Here is a 25,355-nt window from a genome sequence, read left to right as displayed (position 1 = left end):
CGTCGCGAGGCGCGCCCGTCACGGCCGCCGATTCCCGAGAAACCGGAGACCATGATGCGAACCGAGTTGACCAGGTAGCGTCCGGTCGCTACCTTTACAGCATGAGATCGGTCGGCATCAAGGTTCTAAACAGCAAGTTGAGCGAATACGTCCGGCTTGCGTCCTCCGGCGAGACGATCCTGGTGACCGACCGGGACCAAGTGGTGGCGGAGCTTGGCCCACTCCGGGAGACCCGTAGCCCGATCCTCGCCGACGCCTTCCTGGCCGAGGCGGTGCGATCCGGCGTGCTGACGCCGCCGAGGCTGACCGCCTCGGGACCGCCGCCCAAGCCCAAGCCCGTCGCCACGCTGGAAGAAATCCTGGCCGATCTGGACGAGAGCCGGCGCGACCGGTGATCTACCTCGATTCGTCCGTCGCGCTCGCGCATCTTCTGGCCGAGAACCGGCAGCCGCCCGCTTCGCTCTGGGACGAGACGCTGTTTTCCAGCCGGCTGCTGGAATACGAGATATGGACCCCGCTGCATGCGCGCGGGCTCGCGGAGTCCTACGGCGAGGCGGCGCGCTGGCTGATCGGCCGGGTCGCGATGCTGGAGCTATCGCCTTCGGTGCAGGCGCGGGCGCTGGACGCCTTTCCCGGCCCCGACGCGCTGCGCACCCTCGACGCCCTGCATCTGGCGTCGTGCGCGTATCTGGCCGAACACGGGCAGGGGGTGGCGTTGGCGAGCTATGACCGGCGGATGAACGACGTTGCCCGCGCGATGGACATCCCGCTGTTCGACCTTGAGGCACCGCGAACCGGATGATTCCCGCTCGGACGCCAGATCGCGCGCGAGCGGGTCGAGGCGACCCGCGCCGCCCACGACAATGCGCCGCCGGAGAAGGAGGCGCACGACCGATGGGAGACCCTATCCGATGACCATCCGCGCCGCGCTCTATGCCCGCTATTCCTCCGACCAGCAGCGGGCCGCTTCCATCGAAGACCAGTTCCGGGTCTGCCGAGAACACGCCGAGCGCGAGGGCTGGACCGTCGCCGCGACCTACAAGGACTCCGCGATCTCGGGCGACAGCGTGATCCTGCGCCCCGGCATCCAGGGGCTGATCGAGCGTATCGTGCTCACCCCCGGCGAGAAGTGGGGCGAGATCCACACCACATTGCGCGGCAACCTCGCCACCATCGTCGAATGGACCGGAAACGGCCGCGGAAAAGGCGGGTCTGGCACGCCCGGTTCGGGTTTGTCGGTCTCGGCTAAAACGGGGACTCGTTCAAACTTTCTGATGACCGGATCCAGCCGAGCCCGTTGTTTAGATTGGTGAGCCCGCAGGGATTCGAACCCTGGACCTACTGATTAAAAGTCAGTTGCTCTACCGACTGAGCTACAGGCTCCCTACCGGGGTCAGTATATCTGGCGGGCTCCGGACCGTTCCTTGAATGCCTAGCTTTCCGGAAAGTACATCCGGACAATGATGTCAGGGTCCGTCACCATTCCGTTTGGTCCACCGCCACGCTTAATCGCGTCGACGTGTTCCATCCCCTCTTCGACCTCTCCCCAGACCGTGTACTGCCGGTCAAGAAAACGAGCATCGTCGAAGACGATGAAGAATTGGCTATCAGCGCTGTTCGGATCCTGGGCCCGGGCCATTGAAACCGTGCCCCGAATGTGCGGAAAATCGGAGAACTCCGCGGCAATATTCTGGCCAGATCCACCTGTACCGTTGCCCAGAGGATCCCCGGTCTGCGCCATGAACCCATCAATCACCCGATGGAACTTCAGCCCATCGTAGAAGCCGTCCCTTATCAGTTCGCTGATGCGGGCGACATGGTTCGGAGCCAGATCAGGCCGGAGTTTGATCACGACCGTCCCGTCCTTTAGTTCCATGTGAATGCGATTTTGTTCTTCAGCTTGCGCCGTGGCCGCGATGCCAAGGCCCAACAGGGCGAAGCCGCCCGCAACGAGTGAAGTGGAAATTGTCCAGGGCATTCCGAAGGTCCCTTATGAAGATTGCTGAATGCGGTCGTTGATTCGGGCAAGGATCCGCGGCGATACAAATCCCGAAATGTCACCTCCAAGGAGGCAGATTTCCTTGACCAGGCGAGACGCAATGAACTGATGGCGCTCACTGGCCATCAGAAACACCGTCTCAATGTCGGGCCGAAGCCGGGCGTTCATTCCGGCCATTTGAAACTCGTAGTCAAAGTCCGTCACGGCCCGTAGTCCGCGCACAATAATCGATCCGCCCACGTCGTTGACAAACTTGGTCAGCAGGATTGCGAACGTCTGTACCTCGACCGCTGCGTCCAGCTTTCCCGCAAGTGCGTCGATCTCGCCCTGCACCATGTCGGCTCGCTCATCCGGCGTGAACAAGGGCCGCTTGTCAACGTTGTCGGCAACACCGACCACCAGCCGATCGCAAATGCGCGTCGCCCGCTGGATGATGTCCAGATGCCCTGTCGTCACCGGGTCGAAGGTTCCTGGGTACACGGCAATGCGCTCAGGCATCAGGCAACCTCACCATCATTGCTGCTCATTTCTTCCGGAATTCGGGTCGGAGGAGGCCCGCCCGGGGCCTCATCATCCTCTGATGCATCGAAGCGTGTCACCGACACCACTTTCTCGCTGCTGTCGAGACGGAGGACCCGAACGCCCTGAGCACCCCTTCCGGCCACCCGGATGTCGCTCACCGGGCAACGAATGATGCGTCCCAGATCCGTCACGACCATCACCTCATCCGTCTGGGCAACCGGGAAACAGCAGACCGCAGGACCGTTACGACCCACCGTCTGGATATTGATCACTCCCTGCCCCCCTCTTGCTGTCGTCCGATACTCGTGCGATGAGGTCTGCTTTCCAAATCCTTGTTCTGTAACGGACAGCATGAACACCTCTTCAACTGCCAGCTGCTTGAGCACTGCAGTCTCCGGCGGATCAACGGGTGTTTCGTTCCGCCGAAGGCTCGCGGTATAGCGCAGATACTGTTTTCGTAGCTCCGGCGAGGCGTCCGTGTGTGGAAGCACTGACATTCCGATCACTTCATCGTGTTGTTTCTTTTGGAAGCGGACGCCCCTCACCCCACGCGATGCACGACCGACGAAGACCCGCACTTCATTCAAGGGAAACCGGATGGCCCTGCCCCGTCGAGTCGCCAGCATGAGATCCATGTCCGGCGCCACCTCTGCTACCCCGACGAGCGTGTCCCCGGGATCGAGCTTCATGGCGATCTTGCCATTCACGTTGATCGAGGCGAAATCCGACATCCGATTGCGGCGCACGTAACCTGCACGAGTGGCGAACACCAGCTCGGAAGCGGCCTCCTCGTCTGTCGCTTCCGAAGGCTGCGGCAGCATGGTCGTGATTTGCTCTTCGCCATCGATACGCAACACGTTCACGATCGGACGGCCGCGCGCTTGCGGCGTACCGAGTGGCAAGTCGTACACCTTCCGGCGATGAACGATGCCGTGCGACGTGAAAAACAGCACTGGGTCATGGGTACTGGCCGTGAATACATGGGTGACAAAGTCGTCGTCCTTGACCGCCATCGCGGAGCGTCCCTTGCCGCCCCGGCGTTGCGATCGGTAGGCGGCAAGCTCAGTACGCTTGACGTAACCATCCCGTGTAAGCGTCACCACCATGTCTTCGCGCTCGATCAGGTCGTCCCGATCGGCATCTTCGTCACCATCAACGATTTCAGTTCGGCGCGGTGTCCCAAACTGATCCCGAATCTGCTCCAGTTCGGCTCGAAGAATTTCCAGCAAGCGGGGTCGGGAACGAAGGGTTTCCAGATACCTGTCGATTTCCTTCGCTTTGTCCCGCAGTTCACTGCCGATCTTTTCCCGCTCCAGGCCGGTCAATCGGTGGAGCTGCAGATCCAAGATGGCCTTTGCCTGACGCTCGGTAAGCCGGCACGTGCCGTCCGCCGCCATCTCCCGGCCCGGCTCCGCAATTAACTCAAGGTAAGCTCCGACCTCCGCGGCAGGCCAGGCACGGTTGACGAGCTGTTCGCGAGCCGCGGCAGCGTCCGCTGCGGCACGGATCAGGGCCATTACGGCGTCAAGATTCGCTACGGCAATGACGAGCCCCAGCAGCACGTGCGCCTGCGCCCGGGCCTTCTTCAGCAGAAACAGTGTTCGCTTGGTGATGACGCTCTCGCGGAACGAGAGAAAGGCCTCAAGCAGCTGCTTCAGGTCGAGGCATTCAGGCTTTCCATCGTGAAGTGCGAGCGCGTTGATCCCAAACGATGTCTGGAGGCTGGTGAACTTGTACAGCTGGTTGAGCACGACGGCCGGTGTCATGCCCCCCTTCAACTCGACCACGATGCGCAGGCCGTCACGATCGGACTCGTCACGGAGTGCACTCACTCCTTCGATGTCCTTGCTCCGCACGCGATCGGCGATCTGCTCGATCATGCGGGCCTTGATGACCTGGAAGGGTATCTCGCTGATGATGATGGACGAGCGATTCTTCCCTCGATCCTCCACCGTCGCCCGGCCGCGCATGACCACCCGACCACGGCCCGTACAGTAGCCCTCGAGGCACCCGCTCCTGCCGATGATCAGTCCACCGGTTGGGAAATCAGGTCCCGGGATGTACCGGGTCAGCGCCTGGACGGAGAGGGTTGGATCGTCGATCAGCGCCAGGCAGGCCGAGATCACTTCGACCAGATTATGCGGCGGCACATTGGTCGCCATCCCGACCGCGATTCCGCCTGTGCCATTCACCAGCAAGTTGGGAAATCGCGCGGGCAACACTGACGGCTCCGAGGCCGAAGCATCGTAGTTGTCCTGGAAATCGACGGTCTCGAACTCGATGTCTTCCAGCATCGTGGCGGCCGCCCGCGCCATCCGCACTTCGGTGTACCGCATGGCCGCGGGCGGGTCGCCATCGATGGAGCCAAAATTGCCCTGTCCGTCGATCAGCTCGAGCCGCATCGAGAAGTCTTGCGCCATTCGGACCATCGCGTCGTAGATGGCGCTATCCCCGTGCGGGTGGTATTTCCCCATCACGTCGCCGACCACGCGCGCCGATTTGCGGTACGGTCGGTTCCAGCCGTATCCGTTCTCAAACATCGCGTAGAGAATCCGGCGGTGGACCGGCTTGAGGCCATCGCGGGCGTCCGGGAGCGCTCTGCTCACGATCACGCTCATGGCATAGTCGAGATACGACCGGCGCATCTCATCCACAATCGTTACGGTCGAGACTGCGTCTCCGGCAGGCGGCATGCCTTGTCCTGGACCGGCTTCAGAAGTCATATTTCAGCAGCTGCGAGTGATGGGAACAGGCGGGGGCGACTCGGATCGTGGTCCGCCAGCACAGCACCTAGAACGGCACTTCTTCGTCGTAATCAGCGTCGTGTGAATGTTCGGCCTGCGTCCGGGATGGATACGTCCCCCGACCCCGTGCCGCCGTCGAATCGTCGTGACTATCGTCGTAGCGACGGTCGTTCAGCACGATGATGCGGCTGCCAAATCGCTGCAGCGCAATCTCCGTGGTAAACCGGTCGTAACCCGAAGGATCTTGCCAGCGGCGGGTTTGGAGCTGGCCTTCGATGTATACGCGGGTTCCCTTGAAGACCCGGTCATCGACAATGTCGATCAGCATCGGATTGAACACCACTATCCGGTGCCATTCGGTCCGCTCGCGCTGCTCGCCGGTCTGCTTGTCACGCCAGCGCTCTTCTGTGGCGATCGAAAAATTGGCCACGCGTCCGCCGTTCGGAAGCTCGCGGATTTCAGGATCACGTCCAACATTCCCCAATAGGATTACCTTGTTAACACTCATCACCATAAATCGTTTCCTTGACTCAATTCAGCACTCTCTATCTTGATAAGGAAGCCTGCGTACTCTGCAGTACCATGTATTCGGAAAATATACACGATTCGGCCGCCCCGTACTGCATTTGCGGCTGTACGGCGGTATTGGCATTGGAAGTGGCCTGCCGTTCCGGCGACTAGAATAGCATCGCATCCGGAGCGGATTTTCCGATGGCCGTACACAAGATCCATCCGCCTTTCTCGGGCAGATTCAAGTCAGCATCCGCGCCTCAGGATCCCGCGGAAGCCGCTGACCGTTCGAGCGGCATGCTCTCCATCCGTGGTGCACGCACGCACAACCTGAAGTCCATCGACGTGACGATCCCACGGGGACGCCTCGTCGTCATTACCGGACTATCTGGTTCGGGGAAGTCGTCGTTGGCGTTCGACACGGTCTACGCTGAAGGGCAACGCCGCTACGTCGAAAGCCTGTCCGCCTACGCCAGACAGTTTCTCGAAATGGTCGAGAAGCCCGACGTCGACCAGATCGAGGGTCTCTCCCCCGCCATTGCGGTTGACCAAAAGAACGTTTCGCACAATCCGCGCTCAACCGTCGGAACCGTCACCGAGATTCAGGACTACCTGCGACTCCTGTTCGCCCGGGTCGGGGTCCCCTATTCCCCGGCGACCGGTCTACCCATCACCAGCCAGACGGTTACGCAAATGGTCGACGCGATGATGGCGCGTCCGCCGGGGACGCGTCTCCTCCTTCTCAGTCCGGTGGTGCGAAACCGCAAGGGTGAGTTCAGAAAGGACTTGGAAGACCTCCTGCGGCAGGGTTTCCAACGAGTGAAGATTGACGGGGCGCTGTACGAGACCGACGACCCACCGACGCTCGATCGCCACCGCAACCACGACATCGAAGTGGTGGTCGACCGCATCGTGACCCGGGAAGGTCTTGAATCGCGTCTTGCGGACAGCACTGAGACCGCGCTTCGGCTGTCCGACGGTCTGCTGATTGCCGAAGATGCTGATTCATCCGAACGAGTGACCTTCTCGGCCCGCTTTGCCTGCCCCGTCTCCGGCTTCACCATCGATGAGATTGAGCCACGGCTGTTCTCATTCAACAGTCCATCCGGGTGGTGCAATCGATGCGGCGGGATTGGCGTCGTCGAATTCTTCGATCCTGACCTCATCATCCCCAACCCGAAGCTGACGCTCCGTGCCGGTGCCATCGAGCCTTGGGAAGTGCCGCCGTCAGGGTACTACCTGCAAGCCCTTGAGGGGATGGCGCGTCATTTCGGATTTTCCCTGGACAGGCCATGGGGCCGCCTGCCCAAGTCCGTGCGGGAGACCATTCTTCACGGGTCCGGGACAACCGATGTGGCCATCGAGTACGGAGACACGGCCACGGCCCGCACGCTGACCCGACCATTTCCAGGGGTAGTTCCGTCGCTCGAAAAGCGCTGGCAGGAAGCTTCCGAGCCGTCGGTACGCGAACAACTAGGCAGCTACCGCGCCAAGGTCCGATGCCACGCCTGCCAAGGCCATCGCCTCCGGACCGAGGCGCTGGCCGTTCGCATCGGCGAGCGGCATATCGGCACTGTGTCCGAAATGACAATCGCCGATGCCAAGGCCTGGGTAGACGACGAGCTTCCGGCCACGCTCGATGCGCAAAGCCGGACCATCGCCGAACGCACTCTCCGGGAATTGTCCCTTCGGCTCGGGTTCCTCATGGACGTCGGCCTCGAATACCTGACCCTGGCGCGGGGCTCGGCCACGCTTTCCGGCGGCGAAAGCCAGCGAATCCGGCTTGCATCCCAGATTGGATCAGGTCTGACCGGCGTCCTCTACGTCCTGGATGAACCCTCGATCGGGCTTCATCAGAAAGACAACGCTCGCTTGCTTGAGACCCTCAAGAACCTTCGGGACCTCGGCAATACCGTGCTGGTCGTGGAACACGATGAGGATTCCATATTGGCTGCCGACTTCGTGGTGGACATGGGGCCCGGCGCCGGAGAAACGGGCGGGCATGTCGTCGCCACCGGAACCCCCCAGGACTTGAAGGCGCATGCGGACAGCCTCACCGGCCAGTACCTCAGTGGCGAACGCACGATTCCCGTACCCGAGAACCGCCGTCAGCCGGTGCCGGAACGAACGCTCAGCCTGCGCGACATCAACACCAACAATCTCCGGAACGTTGAAGTCGATGTCCCCGCAGGGCTCCTCATCTGTGTGACCGGCGTCTCAGGCAGCGGCAAGTCGAGCCTGGTCCTCGACACGTTGCATCCGCTCCTCCGCTCTTCCCTCGCCCATCCGGATCGCCAGGACGAACGCATCCACGGTTCGTGGCTGTTTGACAAGGTCATCGACATCGACCAGTCGCCGATTGGGCGAACCCCGCGCTCGAATCCGGCCACGTACACGGGCGCGTTCGGGCCGATTCGTGACTGGTTCACGCAGTTGCCAGAAGCGCGCGCACGCGGGTATCGACCGGGTCGCTTCTCATTCAACGTCAAGGGAGGGCGTTGCGAGGCCTGTCAAGGTGACGGGGTGATCAAGATCGAGATGCACTTCCTGGCCCCGGTCTACGTCACCTGCGATGCATGCAAGGGCCGGCGATACAATCGGGAGACCCTCGAGATCCGATACCGGGACCACTCCATCGCCGACGTTCTCGACATGGACGTCACGTCGGCCGCCCAGTTCTTTGCCGCCATTCCGACCATCCGGGACAAACTTGAAACCCTGCGGCGGGTCGGGCTCGGCTACGTCCGTCTCGGGCAGCGCGCGACCACGCTTTCGGGCGGCGAAGCCCAGCGGGTCAAGTTGTCGAAGGAACTCTCGAGGCGAGCGACCGGCCGAACCCTCTATCTGCTGGACGAGCCGACCACAGGCCTTCATTTCGAAGACGTCCGGACGTTGCTCCAGGTCCTTCACGCCTTGGTCGATCAGGGCAACACGGTCCTCGTGATTGAGCACCACCTCGACGTGATCAAGCAGGCAGACTGGATCATCGACCTGGGACCGGATGGCGGCGCCGGCGGTGGCCAAGTGGTCGCGCAGGGATCGCCGGAAACCGTCATGCAGGCGCCGGGGAGCTACACCGGCCAATTTCTCAGGACCAAGCTCACGCCCGTCTGAGGACCATGGCCCGGCCGCACACCGGCCCATGATGACGCGGCCCGTCCGGCATCGCAGCCAGAATCGGCGCCGGGCTCACCAACGAGTCCGCGTTGCTACGGAAAGCAGCCGCTTCTCGATCTGCTACCGTGCCTGTGATGCATAACGTTGAAACATAGTCGTTTTCGTCCGCCTTCCGGTCAAAATGACCCAGCTGGGCGGGAAAAACAGACCGCGGCCGGGGCCAGCATTGCCCATCTGCAAACGCCTGTCGGGAGTCCACAAAGGATGGGTGTCGTTACGTTCGAAGGGTGGCTGATGGGAGGGTCCGGAGTTGGCAAGACGACCGAACTACAACGTGTCCCTACCGGCCTGCTCCCACCTGTTACTGATCGAGCGATGCACGCGTTGAACGTCTTGCCGGACGCGCATTATTTGGGCCATAATATGGCCCAATAGTTTGCTCGAAGGGGAGCTACATGCACACGGTCGTCCGCGCTCGCATCGACCAGGCCACCAAGGATGAGGCATCCGCCATCCTGGACGCCGTTGGCCTGACCGTTTCCGACGCATTTCGGATGATGATGCGGCGGATTGTTGCTGAGCGTCGTCTGCCGTTCGATCCGCTCGTGCCCAATGCCACGACCATAGCCGCAATCAAGGCTGCCCGCCGCGGAGAACTGGAAGCCGCTGACTCTGTCGAAGACCTCTTCGTTCAGCTTGAGCGCGATGACGAAACAGGATAGCGCTCGATCTGTTCGATGGACTCGTCAATTCAAGCGCGATTACCAGCGGGAGCGGAAAGGCCGACATCGGAATACGATTCAGATTGAGCTCGCAGCTGTCATTCGGAACCTTGCCACAGACCGCCCACTCGAAGCGCGATACCGTGACCATGCACTGTCCGGGCCTTGGGGCGACTGTCGAGATTGTCATCTTCGCCCTGACCTCGTGCTGATCTACCGCATGCACGGTCCAGATATGTTGGAGCTTGTCCGTTTGGGTTCGCACAGCGAACTCGAACTTTAGGAATCCCTTGACGGAATCGCCCGCGACCCCTGTCAATTCGGGCACGCCCAGCCCCGGTGATTCTCGCTCCTACCCCGGTCGATACCGCAGCGATCGCCGGAAACCGTCATGTAGGCCCCGGGGAGCTACACCGGCCAGTTTCTCCGGACCAAGCTCACGCCCGTCTGAGTTCGATAACCCGGCCGCGCACCGGCCAGTGACGACGCGGTCCGTTCGGCAGCGAGGCCGGATGCTCGCCGGGCTCACGATTCCGTTTCCTGCCCGGGGACCCACCCCGACGGGATGAGTCCCGCGATCACCTCCCGGCCTTCCATGGCCAGCACATTCCATGTTCGACACGCGGCGCCGGTGGCCATCAGGTCGGGCTCGAAGCCGCGTGTCCGAAACCACGCAAGGAACGAAGTACCGGGGACGACCCTGCTTTGGCCCGTTCCGACCAGAACTATTCCCGGTGGCCTGAAATCGGCGAGCAGGTCGCGGGCCGCGGCCTCTTCCAGTCCGGAATCGCTGAAGCCTGCCCAGACAACCGCCTCGTTTGCGCGCAGAATGACGGGTCCCTGAAGGCGACGTCCCGATATCGTGAACCCGGTGGGTCCGTAGCCGTCTACCCGGACGAGCGCCCCGTCTTCCTCAGGCGGCCCTCTCACCTTCAGCCTTCGGCCCCGGGGTCTCCGCACCGCGGCGCACACCGAACGTCAACAGGAGCGGTGCCGCGAGGAAAATGGACGAATAGGTGCCGACTGTGATCCCCCAGATCATGGCGAAACTGAAATCCTGAACCACCGGTCCGCCCAGCAGAATCAGGGCCCCCAGGGCCAATATTGTCGTCACCGTGGTGTTGACCGTACGGGAGAGCGTCTCGTTGATGCTCCGGTTAAGCACCAAATCAAGGCTCGTCTTCTTGTATTTCCTCAGGTTTTCCCGAACACGGTCATAGACGACGACCGTGTCGTTCATCGAGTAGCCGACAATGAGGAGCAGCGCCGCCACCGTGGCCACATTGAATTCTAGCCCGGTGATCGAAAACACGCCGATCGTGAGAATCACGTCGTGGACCAGCGCCACGACCGCTCCCCACGCAAACGCCATCTCAAACCGGAACATGATGTAAAGGAGCATTGCCACGACGGCGAGCAGCACCGCGATAGCGCCGCCACGGAGAAGGTCCTGGCTGACGGTCGGGCCGACAAATTCCACCCGTCGATATTCGACGGCATCGCCGAATGCGGCTGCCAGATGCGACCGTGCTGTCTCGACCGCGGCCTGCTGTGCCTCGTCCCCGCCGGGCTGCCGCTCGATCCGCACCAGAAAGTCGGTTTCCTCGCCAAACTCCTGAATGGCGACCTCGCCGAGACCGGCCCCTTCGAATGCGCCCCGCACCTCTGTGACCTGTGGTACTTCCGGAATCCGGACTTCGATCAGGATCCCGCCGCGGAAGTCGATCCCGAAATTGAGCCCGATGGCCACGTACAGCACGGCGGACGCCACAATGGCCACGACCGACCCGATCATCGCGTGCCGGCGCAGCGGGATGATCTGCAGCGTGGTGTCGTCGGGAATCAGCCTGAGCCGCATCACCGCGTTCCTCTCAAACCTTCAGGACCTGGGGACGGGTACGGCTGAGCCACGTCAGCACCAGCAGTCGACTGATGATCAACGAGCAGAACATGGTCGTGAACACACCAACCGCAAGTGTGACCGCGAACCCGCGAATCGGCCCTGAACCCATCTGGAACAGCACGAGCGCGGCAATCAACGTTGTGACGTTCGCATCGATGATGGCACGCAGTGCCTGGCGGTAACCGGTATCGATTGCGGACACCGGTGATCGTCCCCGCCGCGTCTCCTCGCGGATGCGCTCGAAGATGAGCACGTTCGCATCCACCGCCATCCCGATCGTCAGCGCAATTCCGGCGATACCCGGCAACGTCAGGGTCGCTCCAAGCGCCGACAGAATGCCGAGAAGGAGGGCGATATTCACCGCCAACGCAATATCGGCAGCCACGCCGAACAAACCGTAGACCGCGACCATGTAGATGATCACCAGCAACAGCGCGACCTGACCGGCCAAGGTCCCGGCGGCGATCGAATCGCGGCCCAGACTTGGGCCGACGGTGCGTTCTTCCAAGATCACCAGCGGTGCCGGCAATGCGCCAGCCCTCAGCAGAAGGGCCAGATCACTGGCAGTTTCAAACGTGAAGTTGCCAGAGATTTGCCCACTGCCGCCCGGGATCGGCTCGCGAATGACGGGAGCACTGATGACGCGTCCATCAAGCACGATTGCGAAGCGGCGGCCGACGTTCTCCGTGGTCAAGTCACCGAAACGTCGGGCGCCAGCTGCGTCGAACCGAAGGCTCACGACCGGCTGATTGTTTTGATCAATCACCGGCGCCGCGCCAACCAGATTGTCACCGCTCACGCCGACGCGGCGTCGAACCACGATCGGGATGCCCTGCTCTGACCCGTCATCCTCATAAAGAAGCTCGGATCCGGGCGGCACGCGCCCCGCCAGCGCCTCCGGGATCGAGGCGGTCTCGTCGACCATGCGGAAGTTCATCTTGGCGGTCTGGCCCAGGAGACGCTTGATTCGTTCGGGGTCATCAACACCCGGAAGCTGCACAAGAATGCGGTCGTCGCCTTGGCGTTGAATCGTGGGCTCGTTGGTCCCCGTCTCGTCGATCCGGCGGCGGATCACCTCCTGCGACTGCGACAGCGCAGAGATGCGCAGTTCCTTTTCCGCAGCGGAATCAAGCCGGAACGTCATCCGTCCGCTGCTATCGATGTCGATCTCCAGCGTTTCGTCGGCCTCCTCGGCCAGCTCCTGCGCCTGTTCCCCCTGCGCCGGATCCGTCAGCGTCAGCCCTCCGGTCAGCTGCCTGACACCAATGTCCGTGTACCCGATCCCGGCAGCCCGATACCGGGTCCGGATCTCGTCCAACACGGATTCGAGCCGCTCCTCCAGCACCACGTCGGAATCGACTCTGAGAAGAAGATGCGATCCTCCCTGCAGGTCCAATCCTAAACGGACGGGATCGCCCGGCAGCCAGGAGACCGACGAGGGAAGAAAGTTCGGCGCCGAATACACGACGGCAAAGACCACGGCGATGACAGCGACGGCAATCTGCCAGCGCGGTACGTGAATCACGCCGGGATTCCTTGTGACAGGCGGCGCATACCGCTCAAGACTTGGCTGTTGACTGGTTTTGGCCGGACCCCGAAGAGCCGCCCTTCGGTACTACCTGGGACAGCGTATCCCGCACCACCTTCACGGTGATGTCTGGTGCGATCTCGACGGAAATGGTCTGGTCGTCGTCGATGTAGGTCACGCGTCCCTTGACTCCACCCGCCGTCACGACCTGGTCTCCGCGCTTGACGGCGGCAACCATGGCCTTGTGCTCCTTCAGGCGCTTCTGCTGCGGCCGGATCAGCAAGAAATAGAAGACGGCGAAGATCAGGACCAGCGGCAACAGCTGGATCAAGAAGGAGCTTCCGCCGTCAGCGGACGCGCCTTGGGCAAACGCCGGCGCGATGAGCATTTGCGACCACTCCTGAATGGAAGGCGCAGACTATACAGGCGCGGCCTGCACCGCCGCAACCGGTCCCAGGGTGAGCCCGCGTCCCCGCATTGGGTTATGCTCGTGCCCCGCCTCGGCCCTGGGTCCTTGCAAACGACGCTTCGCTGCCCTGCCCCCGCGCTCGGTCGGGGCCGCGGTGTTCGTGGCAGGCCGATATCCCGGGACACGCACATTGAACAAAGCAGAATCTCAGGACGGCCTCCTGCAAAGGGTGGCCGATGCGCTGGAGCGCCTGGCACCGCCCCCTGAAGCAGCGGTACCCGATACCGACCATGACGCGTTCCTTTGGGACGGGAAGGTGCAGTGCCTGCGACCGGTTCCGGATGTGAACCGGATTCCCCTGGAACTACTTCGCGGGATCGACCGCGCCCGCTGCATCCTCCTCGAGAATACCCGTCGCTTCGCGGATGGCTTCCCGGCAAACAATGCCCTGCTGTGGGGCGCCCGTGGAACCGGGAAGAGTTCACTGGTCAAGGCCGTGCACGCTGCGGTGAACGCCGACCGGGCCGAGGATCCGCTGCGGCTGGTCGAGATCGCGCGCGAGGACATCGAAACGCTTCCCGCGCTTCTTCAAGCCTTGCGCCCCAGGCCCGAACGCTACGTGCTGTTCTGTGACGACCTGTCCTTTGAAGCGGGTGATGCCTCGTACCGGTCGCTGAAGGCCATGCTGGAGGGAGGCGTGGAAGGCCGCCCCGCGAATACCTTGTTCTACGCTACATCCAACCGGCGCCACCTGATGGCCCGCTCGATGATCGAAAACGAGCGCTCAACATCAATCAGCCCCTCGGAAGCGGTCGAGGAAAAGGTCTCCATGAGTGACCGCTTCGGCTTGTGGCTCGGGTTTCATTCCTGTTCCCAGGACGATTACCTCGAAATCGTCGTAGGCTACGCCGCCTACTACGGACTGCCCACGGACGATTCACTACGCCGGGCGGCGCTTGAGTGGTCCGTCACCCGCGGTGCCCGTTCCGGTCGGGTGGCCTGGCAGTTCATTCAGGACCGGGCGGGACAACTGAAAATCGCGCTGCCCTGACGCCGTCACTTGCCAAGGTGCTCGAGCGGGTCGACCGGCCTTCCCTGCCCGGTTCGTAGCTCAAAGTGCACTTGCGGGTTGGGTACGTTACCGGTCTGACCCACCTGCGCGATCGTCTGACCTTGCAGCACCCGGTCACCACGCGCGACCTTCAGTTCCTGATTGTGTGCATACGCCGACATCCAACCTCCCTCGTGCTTGATGAGGACCAGGTTGCCGTAGGCCTGAAGCTCATTCCCGGCGTATGCCACCGTCCCGTCCGCCGTAGCGCGCACCGGGCTCCCGGCGGGAGCGGTGATGTTGATGCCGTCGTTCTTGAGCCCTCCCGATTTCGTGCCGAAGCGCGAAGCAATTTGCCCCTCGGCGGGCCATAAGAACTTGGCGCTACCAGCACTCTGCCTGGCAGGAATCGGGGCCGGCGGCACAGTCGGTGCCGCGCCTTCGGGAGCCGGTGCTGCCGGTACCGCCGGCGCGGTCGGGTCAGGAATGGCGGCTACAGCTCCAGGGGCTACGGCCGGAACCGGTGCGGCGCCGGCGGCGGACTCTGCCGGCGCTGCAGGTGCCGCCGGCACGGTTCCCACGATCTGCGTGCGTTCCTCCGGGCAGTGCGGAGTCCGTATCCGCCGGGGAATGCGCAGCTTGCTTCCGACCGACAATCGGTAGGGGTGCTGCAGCTTGTTCAGTTGCACCAGCGACCAGATGTCCACGCCGTGACAGCGGGCGATCTTGGTCGCGTTATCACCTTCTGCGACGGTGTACATCCTGGGCTGCGGCAGGCGCAGGACGTCGCCGGGATAGATCGTGTAAGGGGGGTTCGCGCCGTTGATTTCGATGAGCGCCCGCGTCGACACCCCGTGCGTCTCGGCAATCTCGGAATAGGTGTCGCCTCGCTTGACGATCACGGTTCCGGCCGCGACTGCCTCACCGGCTGGGCTGGTCCGGGGGGATTCCTGGCCGCCCGCACCGGGCTGGTCGGATACGACGGGCGCCGGCGGCGCAGTACGGGCGCATGCGGCAAGGACAAGGGCCGCCATACACAAAGCGAAACTCCGGCTAATCATTGCTGACCGGCCTGAGGCGTGCAACAGCGTGGTGCGGCTGAGAGGACTCGAACCTCCACGGGGTTGCCCCCACTGGCACCTGAAGCCAGCGCGTCTGCCAATTCCGCCACAGCCGCCTGCACGCCGCACCCGACAAATGGTGCGGCCGAGAGGACTCGAACCTCCACGGAGTTTCCTCCACAGCGCCCTCAACGCTGCGCGTCTACCAGTTCCGCCACGGCCGCAGGCCCGGTCGAACCTAGGCAATGGCCATAGCACCGTCAACCGGCAATCGCCTGAAAACGATGCGCGATCGACCATTACAGATTTTACCATCGGATCCCGATATGCAGAAGATGCCCGGCCCCCATCCCGGTGCGGCAGCCTGCCGATGATAGGAACGATCTCGCCCATCCGTAGCATGCCGGTCCCTGATTCCGAGGCACGCTTGCTACGACGACGTTTCCAATTCCACGCCCGCCTTGCTTCACCATGCTGATATCACCACGACTTCTCGTTCGGACAAGTCTTCATAATATATTTCAAAATAAAGGTCATCTATCTGTTTATAATAATCTTTTCGTTATTCTTCATGATCGTGACGGTGTCCCCGTAGCCAGCCTGACCAAGCCAGTCTCGGAACGGATCAGTCGGATGGGCCCGCGGGCTCGGTTCATTTCCCAACTGACAGAGCTCAATGAACGGCAGCATCGCTCTCAGACCCGGCCGGGCCGCAGCTTCGGGGACACTCATTTGGCCGGCCCGGATACCCGCGTCCCGCGCAGGAACTGTACTCACACAATCCTCCGCCCCCTATAGGCTCGAGTCATCCGCAAGTCCGCGGTGCGTGTTCCGGAAAGGAGAGTTCCGTGAGAGCACTTCCTGTCTTCGTATCAGCCATACTGATACTCGGGTTTACCCAGATGACGTCGGCAGCAGATATGAAGTCGCCGGCGGGTCCGGTGATACTCACGGTGGCGGGCAGTGTATCCGCTGCTAACCGGTCAGCGTTCGACGAACAAAACGACGCTTTCTTCAGGTATCACGACCAGACCTTCGACAAGGCAGTCGTGTTCGATCGGGCCATGCTGGAAGAGCTAGGCGTGACGGAGATTCGGATCGCGTACCAGGACTGGCAGCATCCCATCACCTTCTCCGGGCCATTGCTGGTAGACGTCCTGAAGGCAGCGGGCTGCAGCAGCGGACCACTTCGCACCCTAGCCCTCGACGGGTTCGCAACCGAAATATCGGCAGAAGATGTCGGAGCGCGGAATTGGGTGCTGGCAACCCGGGCAAATGGTCGACCCCACGGCATCGGGGGGCGAGGGCCGCTCTGGCTGGTGTTCGATCCGCCGGGCAACCGCCCGGCCACGGAGGAGGAAGAGAACATGTGGCCGTGGGCACTGTTCTTTGTGCGGTGCGGGTAACGCAGGTTCAGACACCTCGGCTGGCCGGCATGGCCCGGTCGGCCCAGCAAACACGGGACCAACGTGATCGTCCGAAGATGGGAGACGCGGTCCGGTGCCTAGCCCCGCACGGTAGGTCGGATCCGAGCATCCATTCGCCGAGTCCAATTCACTCAGCGACCTCAGAGTGTCAGTCGTTAGCCTCTACCGCAGCGCGGGCTGCAGCCAAGCGGGCGATGGGTACTCGGTACGGAGAGCAGGACACGTAGTCGAGCCCCCAAGCATGGCAGTGCGCGACGGAAGCGGGATCCCCGCCATGTTCTCCACAAAGCCCCAGCTTCAATTCAGGGCGCGCCGCCCGTCCCCGCTCGGCGGCGATCTGGATGAGCTCACCCACGCCTTCGGGATCAATGGACACAAACGGATCAACGGCGAACACGCCCGCTTCCAGGTATCCCGCAAGGAAACGAGCCGCATCGTCTCGGCTGATTCCGAAGGTCGTCTGCGTGAGGTCATTCGTGCCAAAGCTGAAGAAATCAGCGCTCTCCGCTATCGACCCCGCGGCCAAGGCTGCCCGCGGCAGCTCAATCATCGTGCCCACCGTGTAGCTGGGCGACCAACCTTTGTCCGTCGCCACCTCTTCCGCCACGCGAGCGATCCGGGCCCGCAGCAGATTGACCTCCGCCCGGCTGAACACCAGCGGCAGCATGATTTCGAGATCCACCGGGGCACCGGCGGTTTCATGAAGAGCCTCGAAAATCGCCCTGACCTGCATGTCGTAGATCTCCGGGTAGGAGATCCCAAGGCGTGAGCCTCTGTGACCCAGCATCGGGTTTGCTTCCGAGAGTTCCATGGCACGGCGACGCAGTGCCTGGGGATCCACTCCGGTTCGGGCCGCGACGTCGCCCAGCTCATCCATGTTGGCCGGTAGAAACTCGTGCAGCGGCGGGTCGAGGAGTCTGATCGTCACCGGCATTCCGGCCATGATGCCAAACAGCTCGACGAAATCCTGCCGCTGCATCGGGGCGATCCGCGCAAGTGCCGCCCGCCGCTCCTCGGGATTCTCGGCCATGATCATCTGCCGCATTGCAAGAATGCGCTCGCCATCGAAGAACATGTGCTCGGTGCGGCAGAGGCCGATGCCTTCAGCGCCGAATCTTCGGGCGGTCTCCGCGTCAACCGGCGTTTCCGCGTTGGCACGGATCCGGAGCTTCCGAATACCGTCCGCCCAGCCCATGAGCTCGTGAAACGCTTCCGGCAGCTCGGGATCGATCGTCGGGACTTTGCCCAACATCACCGATCCCGTCGAGCCGTCAATGGTGATCAAGTCTCCCTCGCGGAAATCGCACGAGGTGGCCTTGGCCGATCGCGTGTCACGACTGATGACGAGTTCGCCGGCGCCAACCACGCAGGGGCGACCCATGCCGCGGGCCACGACCGCAGCGTGACTCGTTTGCCCGCCGCGGTTGGTCAGGATGCCCCGCGCTGCGTGCATGCCGTGGATATCTTCGGGGCTCGTTTCCGAACGAACGAGGATGACGTCTTCTCCGGCGTTTCCTCGGCGCTCGGCTTCGTCGGCGCTGAACACCGCACTGCCGGAAGCCGCGCCAGGCGAAGCCGGGAGGCCGCGCACGATTACGCGAGTGTGCGCCGTGGGGTCCAGCGTCGGGTGCAGGAGCTGATCCAGCCGTTCAGGCTCGATCCGGAGGATGGCTTCCGACCGGCTGATCAAGCCCTGATTGGCCAGGTCGACTGCAATTCGCAGTGCCGCCTTGGTGGAGCGCTTGCCGCTCCGGGTCTGCAGAATCCAGAGCTTTCCCTTCTGCACCGTGAATTCGATGTCCTGCATGTCCCGGTAATGCGTTTCCAGCCGGGTAAAGGCATCTGTCAGCTCCGCGAACACCTCGGGCATCGCCTGTTCCATCGGCAGGCCGTCCTGGTCGGCCACGCGGCCTGACGTCAGGGATCTCGGCGTTCGGATTCCCGCCACGACATCCTCACCCTGTGCGTTCGGCAAGTACTCCCCGTAGTAGGCAGCCTCGCCGGTAGAGGGGTCTCGGGTAAAGGCCACCCCCGTGCAGGAGTCCTCCCCCATGTTGCCGAATACCATGGCCTGCACGTTTACCGCCGTGCCGCCGGCGTGATCGAGTCCGTGGAGTTCGCGGTACGTGACCGCACGAGCGTTGCCCCAGCTTCGGAACACCGCGCCGACGGCTCCCCACAGCTGGGCGCGCGGATCGTCAGGGAACGGCGTGCCGGTCTGCTCCTGGATCAGTGCGCGGTAGCGCTCGATGACCGACAACCAGTCGTCAGCGGACAGCTCGGTGTCCAGCTGCGCACCCCTGGCGAACTTGACCTCGTCCAGGACGTCCTCGAACATCCGGTGCGAGACACCCAAGACCACGTTCCCGTACATTTGAATGAAGCGCCGGTGGCTGTCGGCGGCAAACCGCGCGTCACCGCTGGAGACCGCCAGTCCTTCGCGGGTGGCGTCGTTCAAGCCGAGATTCAGCACGGTGTCCAGCATGCCGGGCATTGAGACTGCGGCCCCTGATCGCACCGACACCAGCAACGGCAGAACCGGGTCGCCGAATCCGGTCCCGGTCATGGTCTCGACGGATGTCAGCGCACCTTCGACTTCGTCCTCCAGACCTGTCGGGTAGGCCCCGTCGTGATTCTGGCAATGCCCGCATACCGCCGTCGTGATGGTGAAGCCCGGCGGTACGGGCAGTCCCAGGCCGTTCATCTCAGCGAGATTTGCGCCCTTTCCACCCAGGAGTTCGCGCATGTCGGCGCGTCCGTCGGCGTGGCCGCCACCAAACCGGTACACGTGTTTAGTCATGACGACCGGACTCTCCGCCTTCCAGTTTCGAAAAGTCGGCGGCCCGCACGATGGTGTCCTCTAGCGACGCCAGCAGCCGGAGACGATTGGCGCGCAGATCAGCATCTTCCGCATTCACCCTGACGGCATCGAAAAAACGATCGATTGGCTCCCGCAACTGCGAAAGCCTTTCAAGCGCGCCCAGGAAATCATCGTCGCGGATGCACTGGAGAGCCGCCCGGCCGTGCATCTGCACGGCACCATGCAGGTCGCGTTCCTCCGGTTGGGAAAAGAGCCGGGTGTCAATCGGACCATCCATCGCCGAGTCGTCCTTCCGAGATTCGATCTTCACGATATTGGCGGCACGTCGGTACAAGGCTTGGAGGGCTGCACCTTCCGACGTCGCAAGAAATTCGGCCAGGAGCGACACCCGGTCCGCCAGGCCCGGCAAATCCCGAAACACGCCGGAACCGGCTTCCAGGGTCGCCGCTACATGGTCATGACGCGCCCCGGCCGTCCGCAAATGGACACGGAGCCGCTCATTCAGGAAGTCTCGCAAATCCTCTCGAACGTCGGCGAACTCCGATGACGGAAGGTCCCGGTCGCCCCCGGTCGTGTGCACCGTCAGGGCATGCTGCAGAAGATCATCGACAGACAGGCGCAGGTCATTTTCCAGGGCAATACGGATCAGACCGAGCGCCGCCCGGCGAAGAGCGAGCGGATCGCCCGATCCACTGGGCCGTTCTCCCTTCCAGAAAAAGCCGACCAGCGTATCGAGCTTGTCCACCAGCGCGACGAGGGCAGCCACCGGCGCGGTCGGGCAGCAATCGTGCGGTCCGAGCGGACGATAGTGCTCGGAGATCGCGTCACTCACCTCGGGGCCCAACCCCTCGGCGCGCGCGAGGTGCCCGCCGACAATCCCCTGGAGTTCCGGAAATTCCCCAACCAGATCCGTTGTGAGGTCCGCCTTCGCGAGGCGCGCTGTCTGAGCGGCGGCTTCCTCACACTCCCATTGGAGATCCCGGCACAGTCTGCGGGCCAGCGTCTCCAGACGCCGGGCCTTGTCAGCCATGGACCCCAGCTTGGCGTGGAACACCACGTCCTCAAGTTGCTGCACCCGGTCCGCGAGCGGGATCTTCCGATCCCCCTGCCAGAAGAACGCCGCATCCTGCAAGCGCGCCCGCAGGACCCGTTCGTTGCCGGCGACAACGGCCGCACCTCCGTCCTTCGCTTCTACGTCCGCAGCCATGAGAAAGGCAGGTGCCGGAGTCCCGTCCTCATGAGCGAGCGGCAGGTACCGCTGATGCCGGCGCATCGTCGTCGTCAGGACCTCTGCAGGGAGCTGCAGAAACGACTCGTCGAAATGCCCCAGCAGAATGACCGGCCACTCCGTGAGCCCGGCAAGTTCCTCTGCCAAGCCGTCATCTGCAGCGATGGTGAAGCCTGCGCGGGCGGCGGCCGCATGTCCGTCCTTGAGAATGCGTTCGCGGCGCGCATCAGGGTCGAGAAGTACATGTCTCGAACAAAGCTGATCGGAGTATTCCGCGAACGAGCTCACCGTGAACGTTTCCGGTGCGTGGAACGGATGCCCGGCCGTCTGCGCACCACTCCCGACCCCGCCCAGTTCGAAGGTCACCGCCTCCCCGTCAAACAAGCACAAGATTCCGCGCAAAGGACGTATCCAACGGAAATCACCGTCGCCCCAACGCATCGATTTTTGCCACGGGACCTGGCTCACCGCACCGGGCAGCAGGTCCCGAAGCAGCTGCTTTGCCGGGACGGGCGGCGCTTCGAGCACGGCGAAATAGAACTGCCCCTTCGACAGCTCCCGAATCTCAAGCCGTTCCCGCTCGGTCTCGTTGGCCCGGCAGAATCCGTCGACGGCGGTGTCTGGAGCGCCCACGCGCGGGCCCCGGCGCTCGACCCGTGACGCTGGCCGGACGGCCGGGAGATCCGACACCCGCACCGCAATGCGGCGAGGCGTCGACCAGCAGGCAATGTCGCCGGGACGAAGACCCGCGTCAGCAACCGCCTTTGTCAGCGACCGTGCCAACGCCTCCGCTGCCGGGCGCTGGGCCCCGGCCGGGATTTCCTCCGAGCGCACTTCCAGCAGGAGTTCAGGCATCTGTCGAATCGGCCTGCACGCCGGCGACCATTTCCATCCATTGTTCGCAGCACGACGCTGCCATGGCGCGGACGCGGAGGATGTAGTCGGCCCGAACTGCCACGCCGATGGCGCCCCGCGCATCCAGTTGATTGAAGGTGTGTGAAGCGCGAATGCACTGCTCGTACGCCGGCAGGACCAGACCGCCGGCCAGCAGGGCCCTGCACTCTTCCTCTGAATCGTTGAAGCGACGGATCAGCTTGTCGGGATCGACCGTGTCGAAGTTGTAGGCGGACTGCTGGCGTTCGTTCTCCTGAAACACGTCCCCGTACGTCACTCCCTCCTGGTTCCAGCGGAGCCTGTAGACGTCGTCAACACCCTGCACGTACATGGCCAATCGTTCCATTCCGTACGTGATCTCGCCGGTGACAGGGCGGCAGTCCAGACCACCAACCTGCTGGAAGTACGTGTATTGGGTGACTTCCATGCCATCGCACCACACTTCCCAACCAAGCCCCCAAGCACCCAGCGTAGGGCTCTCCCAGTCGTCCTCGACGAACCGGATGTCATGGACCAGCGGGTCAATTCCCAGCGCGGCGAGACTTCCGAGGTAACGCTCCTGCATATCTGCGGGGGACGGCTTCAGCACCACTTGCAGCTGGTAGTAATGCTGGAGGCGGTTCGGGTTGTCGCCGTATCGGCCGTCCGACGGTCGTCGACACGGCTGCACGTAGACCGCCTTCCAGGGTTCCGGCCCCAGCGCACGGAGCGTGGTCGCCGGGTGAAAGGTACCGGCGCCAACCTCCATGTCGAGCGGCTGGAGGACCACGCAGCCCTGGGCCGCCCAGTAGTCCTGCAGCATGGCGATCAGGCCCTGGAACGAGGTGTCACGCGTGTGCACGGAGCCATCCCCGAACGGGCGCCAAAGGACGCGCAACCTACGAAGGTGACAGGGATGCGGTCAAGCCGCCGGATGCGGGCAGTCGCTGCGCTCACATGCCGTGGGGGATTCCCGCGGTACGAAACTGCCACACGTGGCGCATTCCGCGGTCTCCACGCTGGAGGAACGTTCCTTCGATTGTCGCTGTGCTACGTTCCGGCGAACCGCCGCTTCCGCCGCCTTCTCTATCTCGTCGCGCCGACTGGTGCGGTGCTCGATCAGCTTGAACCCGTACCACACGACCAGCAGAAGCACGATCAGGAGCAGTAGCTTGGGGAGGCTAAATCCAAACACGGCTCAGGTCTCCGAACGCGCCGCCACCAAGCGGCAGTCAGCGGGACACTTAATCTTACAGACCATAGCGCGCATACATGGCTCGTTCTTCGAGGGCGTCCAGCAGGCCTCCGGCCACCTCAGCGCCGGCGCGGGCCCCTAGAGGCGACCGGAACCAGCGGCGTTTCGGAGTGAAGTCCCGGATCCTGACGTTGTCGCCGAACCGTTCCCGCAACACGGTTCCCATGTCCCCCAATTCATCGATCAGTCCGAGTTCCAAGGCGCCGCGACCGCTCCAGACAGCAGCGCTGAACACCTGCTCGGGATCGTCCTTCAGCCGGCCGCCCCGGCGCTCCTGAACATGCTCGAGAAAGTCTGCCCGAATGTCCTTGAGCACCGCCTGCAGGACTGCAACGTCTTCCTCCCGCACCGGCGAGAACGGGTCCATCATGCCCTTGTGCTTGCCTTCGGCGTACACGCGACGCTCGACGCCGAAGCGCTCGAGGAGCTGCGGAAACCCGAAACCCGCGTTGATGACGCCGATGCTGCCGACCACAGAGGACGACAAGGCAAAGATCTCGTCAGCCGCACAGGCCAGCCAATACCCGCCCGATGCGGCGATGTCCTCAACGAATGCCAGAACCGGCAAGTCATGCTTGTTGGCAAGGTGCCGCACTTCGCGTGAAATCAGGCCACACTGCACCGGCGATCCTCCCGGCGAGTTGATGGCCAAGGCAACCGCCTTCGCTCCCCGGGCCGAGAACGCGCGGCGGAGGACAGGGAATATCCCGGTTGCCGTCACGGCCTCCGGGCCCACGGGTCGGGTTCGCATCCCGACCACGCCAGCCAAGCGCACTAGTGGAATCGTTGGCGTGCGCCGACGCCAGAACGACAGCGAAATGGGCATGCGCGCAACCTATCGCAGTGGATCGGACACGTCTATCAGACGCCCTACCAGACCGCCCGCTCATCAGGGCCAATTTCCTCGCCGACCTCTCGCAGAATTGTCCGCGCGCGGTCAGCATCCTCTTGAGCCACCATCAGCCGCCTCGGCAGAATCCCGATGCTTCCCTCCGTGATGCTCATGTGTCCGTCAAACACGAAGGTCTCGATGCCTTCCTCGCCCAGGACCGCGCGGACATATTCGAGCCGGACCACGTCATTCGTTCGCAGCAATTCCTGCATCACGTATCTCCAGTGCGCTCCCGGCGGCCATGTTGGGTGGTCACCCGAAGGCGGGCTCCCCCGGCAACGACCACCTCGGTGTACTTGCCGTCGGTCGGAATTATCGACAAGTTGGATAGCACATGCGATCCGTGACACACCGGCACCCGCAGCAGAAGGCCATTGGGCGGATTGTTCGCTGATCGCAGCTTCTGATAGGGTGCAGCGACCTGGCAACACGCGGAGTTCGTGCAAATGAACCGACCCGGCATCGCCCTCGTGGCAGCCTGCGCCGCCCTCCTGACGGCCGCCGGCGCGCCGCAGGCAGGAGACTACGATCCGATGCGCTCGGCCTTGTGGGAAGACATGCACACCGAGTTTCTCGGCGATGGACCGGTCAAGTATGACTTCCAGGTCCGGCTGATCATCCCGCGTCAGGTCGAGGACGCGTTCAGCGTGCCGGTGGTGATCGAGCTGTCCGACCGCGTGCAACCGGTCGAGGAAGTGGTGGTGATCGCGGAAAACAATCCCATCCAGACCGCTGCCAGAATGTTCCCGCGGCGGGAGATCCGCTCGGTGGGGATGAACATCCGCCTGGAGCAGACGACGCCAGTCCGCGCTGCGGCCCGCGACGCTGATGGCGTTTGGCACGTAGCAAGCGTCAGGGTTGAGGTCATGAATCCTGGCGGTTGCACCGCCGCTGGCGGATCGGGCAGCGCGGAGAATCCGGTCGGCACGATCGCGATGAAGCGATTCCGGCGACCAAATAGCGCGACGCGGCTCAAGTTGCGCATCACTCATCCTATGGATACCGGCCTTGTGACTGACGAGGACGGCGCAGTCGTCCCCGCCTACTACGTGGACACCGTCACCCTCGCCGACAGCGCAGGCCCGATCGCCGACCTGGTGACCTCGGCTGCGCTCGCCACCAATCCGGACTTCTATTTCGACCTTCCCGACCGCCTTCAGACAGTCCGCGTAACCGCCTCCGATTCGAAGGGCCTAACCTTCGATCTTCTGGAAGCATCGCGCCGCGACCGAGACGGCAGAACCTAGGGGACCGGCCAAGGCCTGGCGGCAGGTCAGGCCGGCAATGAAACGC

24 protein-coding genes and 3 tRNA genes are annotated in these 25,355 nt (G+C 63.1%); 9 read left to right on the top strand and 18 right to left on the bottom strand.

Annotation, left to right across the window (positions count from 1 at the left end; translation table 11 throughout):
• Window positions 1–137: 137 nt before the first annotated feature.
• The 3 genes from OXH60_00205 to OXH60_00195 all read left to right on the top strand — a co-directional run bounded on the left by OXH60_00205 (window position 138) and on the right by OXH60_00195 (window position 1,313).
• Window positions 138–395 (top strand): hypothetical protein, encoded by a 258-nt coding sequence (locus tag OXH60_00205; GenBank protein MDE0710545.1) that lies wholly within the window; start codon window positions 138–140, stop codon window positions 393–395.
• A complete protein-coding gene (locus OXH60_00200; protein ID MDE0710544.1) occupies window positions 392–802 on the top strand; it encodes a PIN domain-containing protein in 411 nt (136 codons plus the stop codon). The genes OXH60_00205 and OXH60_00200 overlap by 4 nt, the downstream gene beginning before the upstream one ends.
• A 109-nt stretch (window positions 803–911) precedes the next feature.
• Window positions 912–1,313 carry a recombinase family protein gene (locus tag OXH60_00195; protein ID MDE0710543.1) on the top strand — a complete coding sequence of 134 codons (402 nt, stop codon included), beginning with the start codon at window positions 912–914 and terminating at the stop codon, window positions 1,311–1,313.
• On the opposite strand, the gene OXH60_00190 is transcribed toward OXH60_00195, so the two are convergent.
• The 5 genes from OXH60_00190 to ssb form a co-directional block, all read right to left on the bottom strand.
• Window positions 1,308–1,383 (bottom strand) — tRNA-Lys (locus OXH60_00190). The genes OXH60_00195 and OXH60_00190 overlap by 6 nt on opposite strands.
• 49 nt (window positions 1,384–1,432) lie before the next feature.
• Window positions 1,433–1,876, bottom strand: a complete 444-nt coding sequence (locus tag OXH60_00185) for a peptidylprolyl isomerase (GenBank protein MDE0710542.1) — start codon at window positions 1,874–1,876, stop codon at window positions 1,433–1,435.
• 114 nt (window positions 1,877–1,990) lie between these two features.
• Window positions 1,991–2,497, bottom strand: a complete 507-nt coding sequence (gene coaD, locus OXH60_00180) for a pantetheine-phosphate adenylyltransferase (protein ID MDE0710541.1) — start codon at window positions 2,495–2,497, stop codon at window positions 1,991–1,993.
• The gene (gene gyrA, locus OXH60_00175; GenBank protein ID MDE0710540.1) at window positions 2,497–5,214 is read right to left on the bottom strand and encodes a DNA gyrase subunit A; all 2,718 of its coding nucleotides are present in this window, start codon (window positions 5,212–5,214) and stop codon (window positions 2,497–2,499) included. Before gyrA ends, coaD begins: the two co-directional genes overlap by 1 nt.
• 97 nt (window positions 5,215–5,311) lie before the next feature.
• Window positions 5,312–5,779, bottom strand: a complete 468-nt coding sequence (gene ssb / locus OXH60_00170) for a single-stranded DNA-binding protein (GenBank protein ID MDE0710539.1) — start codon at window positions 5,777–5,779, stop codon at window positions 5,312–5,314.
• A 293-nt stretch (window positions 5,780–6,072) separates the two neighbouring features.
• Between ssb and uvrA the strand changes: the two genes are divergently transcribed.
• The 3 genes from uvrA to OXH60_00155 all read left to right on the top strand — a co-directional run bounded on the left by uvrA (window position 6,073) and on the right by OXH60_00155 (window position 9,897).
• Window positions 6,073–8,889, top strand: coding sequence for an excinuclease ABC subunit UvrA (uvrA, locus tag OXH60_00165; protein ID MDE0710538.1), 2,817 nt, complete (start codon window positions 6,073–6,075; stop codon window positions 8,887–8,889).
• A gap of 458 nt (window positions 8,890–9,347) precedes the next feature.
• Window positions 9,348–9,614, top strand: coding sequence for a type II toxin-antitoxin system RelB/DinJ family antitoxin (locus tag OXH60_00160; GenBank protein MDE0710537.1), 267 nt, complete (start codon window positions 9,348–9,350; stop codon window positions 9,612–9,614).
• Entirely contained in the window at window positions 9,598–9,897 is a 300-nt protein-coding gene (locus OXH60_00155; GenBank protein ID MDE0710536.1) for a type II toxin-antitoxin system YafQ family toxin, read from the top strand. The genes OXH60_00160 and OXH60_00155 overlap by 17 nt, the downstream gene beginning before the upstream one ends.
• Window positions 9,898–10,139: 242 nt before the next feature.
• Here the strand turns inward: OXH60_00155 and OXH60_00150 are convergent, their stop codons facing one another.
• Genes OXH60_00150 through yajC form a run of 4 tightly spaced genes read right to left on the bottom strand, consistent with a single transcriptional unit; the run spans window position 10,140 to window position 13,433 of the window.
• The gene (locus OXH60_00150; protein MDE0710535.1) at window positions 10,140–10,544 is read right to left on the bottom strand and encodes an Mth938-like domain-containing protein; all 405 of its coding nucleotides are present in this window, start codon (window positions 10,542–10,544) and stop codon (window positions 10,140–10,142) included.
• Window positions 10,528–11,472 (bottom strand): protein translocase subunit SecF, encoded by a 945-nt coding sequence (secF, locus tag OXH60_00145; protein ID MDE0710534.1) that lies wholly within the window; start codon window positions 11,470–11,472, stop codon window positions 10,528–10,530. The genes OXH60_00150 and secF overlap by 17 nt, the downstream gene beginning before the upstream one ends.
• Before the next feature lie 13 nt (window positions 11,473–11,485).
• Complete coding sequence (gene secD, locus OXH60_00140; GenBank protein MDE0710533.1) at window positions 11,486–13,042, bottom strand: protein translocase subunit SecD; 1,557 nt, start codon at window positions 13,040–13,042, stop codon at window positions 11,486–11,488.
• Between the two features lie 34 nt (window positions 13,043–13,076).
• Entirely contained in the window at window positions 13,077–13,433 is a 357-nt protein-coding gene (yajC, locus tag OXH60_00135) for a preprotein translocase subunit YajC (protein MDE0710532.1), read from the bottom strand.
• A gap of 211 nt (window positions 13,434–13,644) precedes the next feature.
• Between yajC and OXH60_00130 the strand changes: the two genes are divergently transcribed.
• Window positions 13,645–14,505, top strand: coding sequence for an ATP-binding protein (locus tag OXH60_00130; protein MDE0710531.1), 861 nt, complete (start codon window positions 13,645–13,647; stop codon window positions 14,503–14,505).
• A 5-nt stretch (window positions 14,506–14,510) separates the two neighbouring features.
• Here OXH60_00130 and OXH60_00125 read toward each other — a convergent pair whose 3' ends face one another.
• The 3 genes from OXH60_00125 to OXH60_00115 form a co-directional block, all read right to left on the bottom strand.
• Window positions 14,511–15,539, bottom strand: coding sequence for a LysM peptidoglycan-binding domain-containing M23 family metallopeptidase (locus tag OXH60_00125; protein ID MDE0710530.1), 1,029 nt, complete (start codon window positions 15,537–15,539; stop codon window positions 14,511–14,513).
• 56 nt (window positions 15,540–15,595) lie between these two features.
• Window positions 15,596–15,682, bottom strand: a tRNA-Leu gene (locus OXH60_00120).
• A 21-nt stretch (window positions 15,683–15,703) separates the two neighbouring features.
• Window positions 15,704–15,790 (bottom strand) — tRNA-Leu (locus tag OXH60_00115).
• A 624-nt stretch (window positions 15,791–16,414) separates the two neighbouring features.
• Here OXH60_00115 and OXH60_00110 point away from each other — a divergent pair.
• Complete coding sequence (locus OXH60_00110) at window positions 16,415–16,972, top strand: hypothetical protein (protein MDE0710529.1); 558 nt, start codon at window positions 16,415–16,417, stop codon at window positions 16,970–16,972.
• A 169-nt stretch (window positions 16,973–17,141) separates the two neighbouring features.
• On the opposite strand, the gene ppdK is transcribed toward OXH60_00110, so the two are convergent.
• Genes ppdK through OXH60_00080 form a run of 6 tightly spaced genes read right to left on the bottom strand, consistent with a single transcriptional unit; the run spans window position 17,142 to window position 24,274 of the window.
• Window positions 17,142–19,793, bottom strand: a complete 2,652-nt coding sequence (ppdK, locus tag OXH60_00105; GenBank protein MDE0710528.1) for a pyruvate, phosphate dikinase — start codon at window positions 19,791–19,793, stop codon at window positions 17,142–17,144.
• Window positions 19,786–21,897 carry a glycine--tRNA ligase subunit beta gene (glyS, locus tag OXH60_00100; protein ID MDE0710527.1) on the bottom strand — a complete coding sequence of 704 codons (2,112 nt, stop codon included), beginning with the start codon at window positions 21,895–21,897 and terminating at the stop codon, window positions 19,786–19,788. Before glyS ends, ppdK begins: the two co-directional genes overlap by 8 nt.
• On the bottom strand, window positions 21,890–22,777 hold the full coding sequence (locus OXH60_00095) for a glycine--tRNA ligase subunit alpha (protein MDE0710526.1): 888 nt from the start codon (window positions 22,775–22,777) through the stop codon (window positions 21,890–21,892). Before OXH60_00095 ends, glyS begins: the two co-directional genes overlap by 8 nt.
• Window positions 22,778–22,837: 60 nt before the next feature.
• Window positions 22,838–23,110, bottom strand: a complete 273-nt coding sequence (locus tag OXH60_00090; protein ID MDE0710525.1) for a hypothetical protein — start codon at window positions 23,108–23,110, stop codon at window positions 22,838–22,840.
• Between the two features lie 55 nt (window positions 23,111–23,165).
• The gene (locus OXH60_00085) at window positions 23,166–23,996 is read right to left on the bottom strand and encodes a S49 family peptidase (protein MDE0710524.1); all 831 of its coding nucleotides are present in this window, start codon (window positions 23,994–23,996) and stop codon (window positions 23,166–23,168) included.
• A gap of 44 nt (window positions 23,997–24,040) precedes the next feature.
• The gene (locus tag OXH60_00080) at window positions 24,041–24,274 is read right to left on the bottom strand and encodes a DUF2007 domain-containing protein (protein ID MDE0710523.1); all 234 of its coding nucleotides are present in this window, start codon (window positions 24,272–24,274) and stop codon (window positions 24,041–24,043) included.
• Window positions 24,275–24,508: 234 nt separating this feature from the next.
• Between OXH60_00080 and OXH60_00075 the strand changes: the two genes are divergently transcribed.
• Complete coding sequence (locus OXH60_00075) at window positions 24,509–25,309, top strand: quinoprotein dehydrogenase-associated SoxYZ-like carrier (GenBank protein MDE0710522.1); 801 nt, start codon at window positions 24,509–24,511, stop codon at window positions 25,307–25,309.
• Window positions 25,310–25,355: the final 46 nt, after the last annotated feature.

The organism is Rhodospirillales bacterium (assembly GCA_028824295.1).
Classification (GTDB): domain Bacteria; phylum Pseudomonadota; class Alphaproteobacteria; order TMED109; family TMED109; genus VXPW01.
This window is presented reverse-complemented; position numbering and strand designations above follow the sequence as displayed.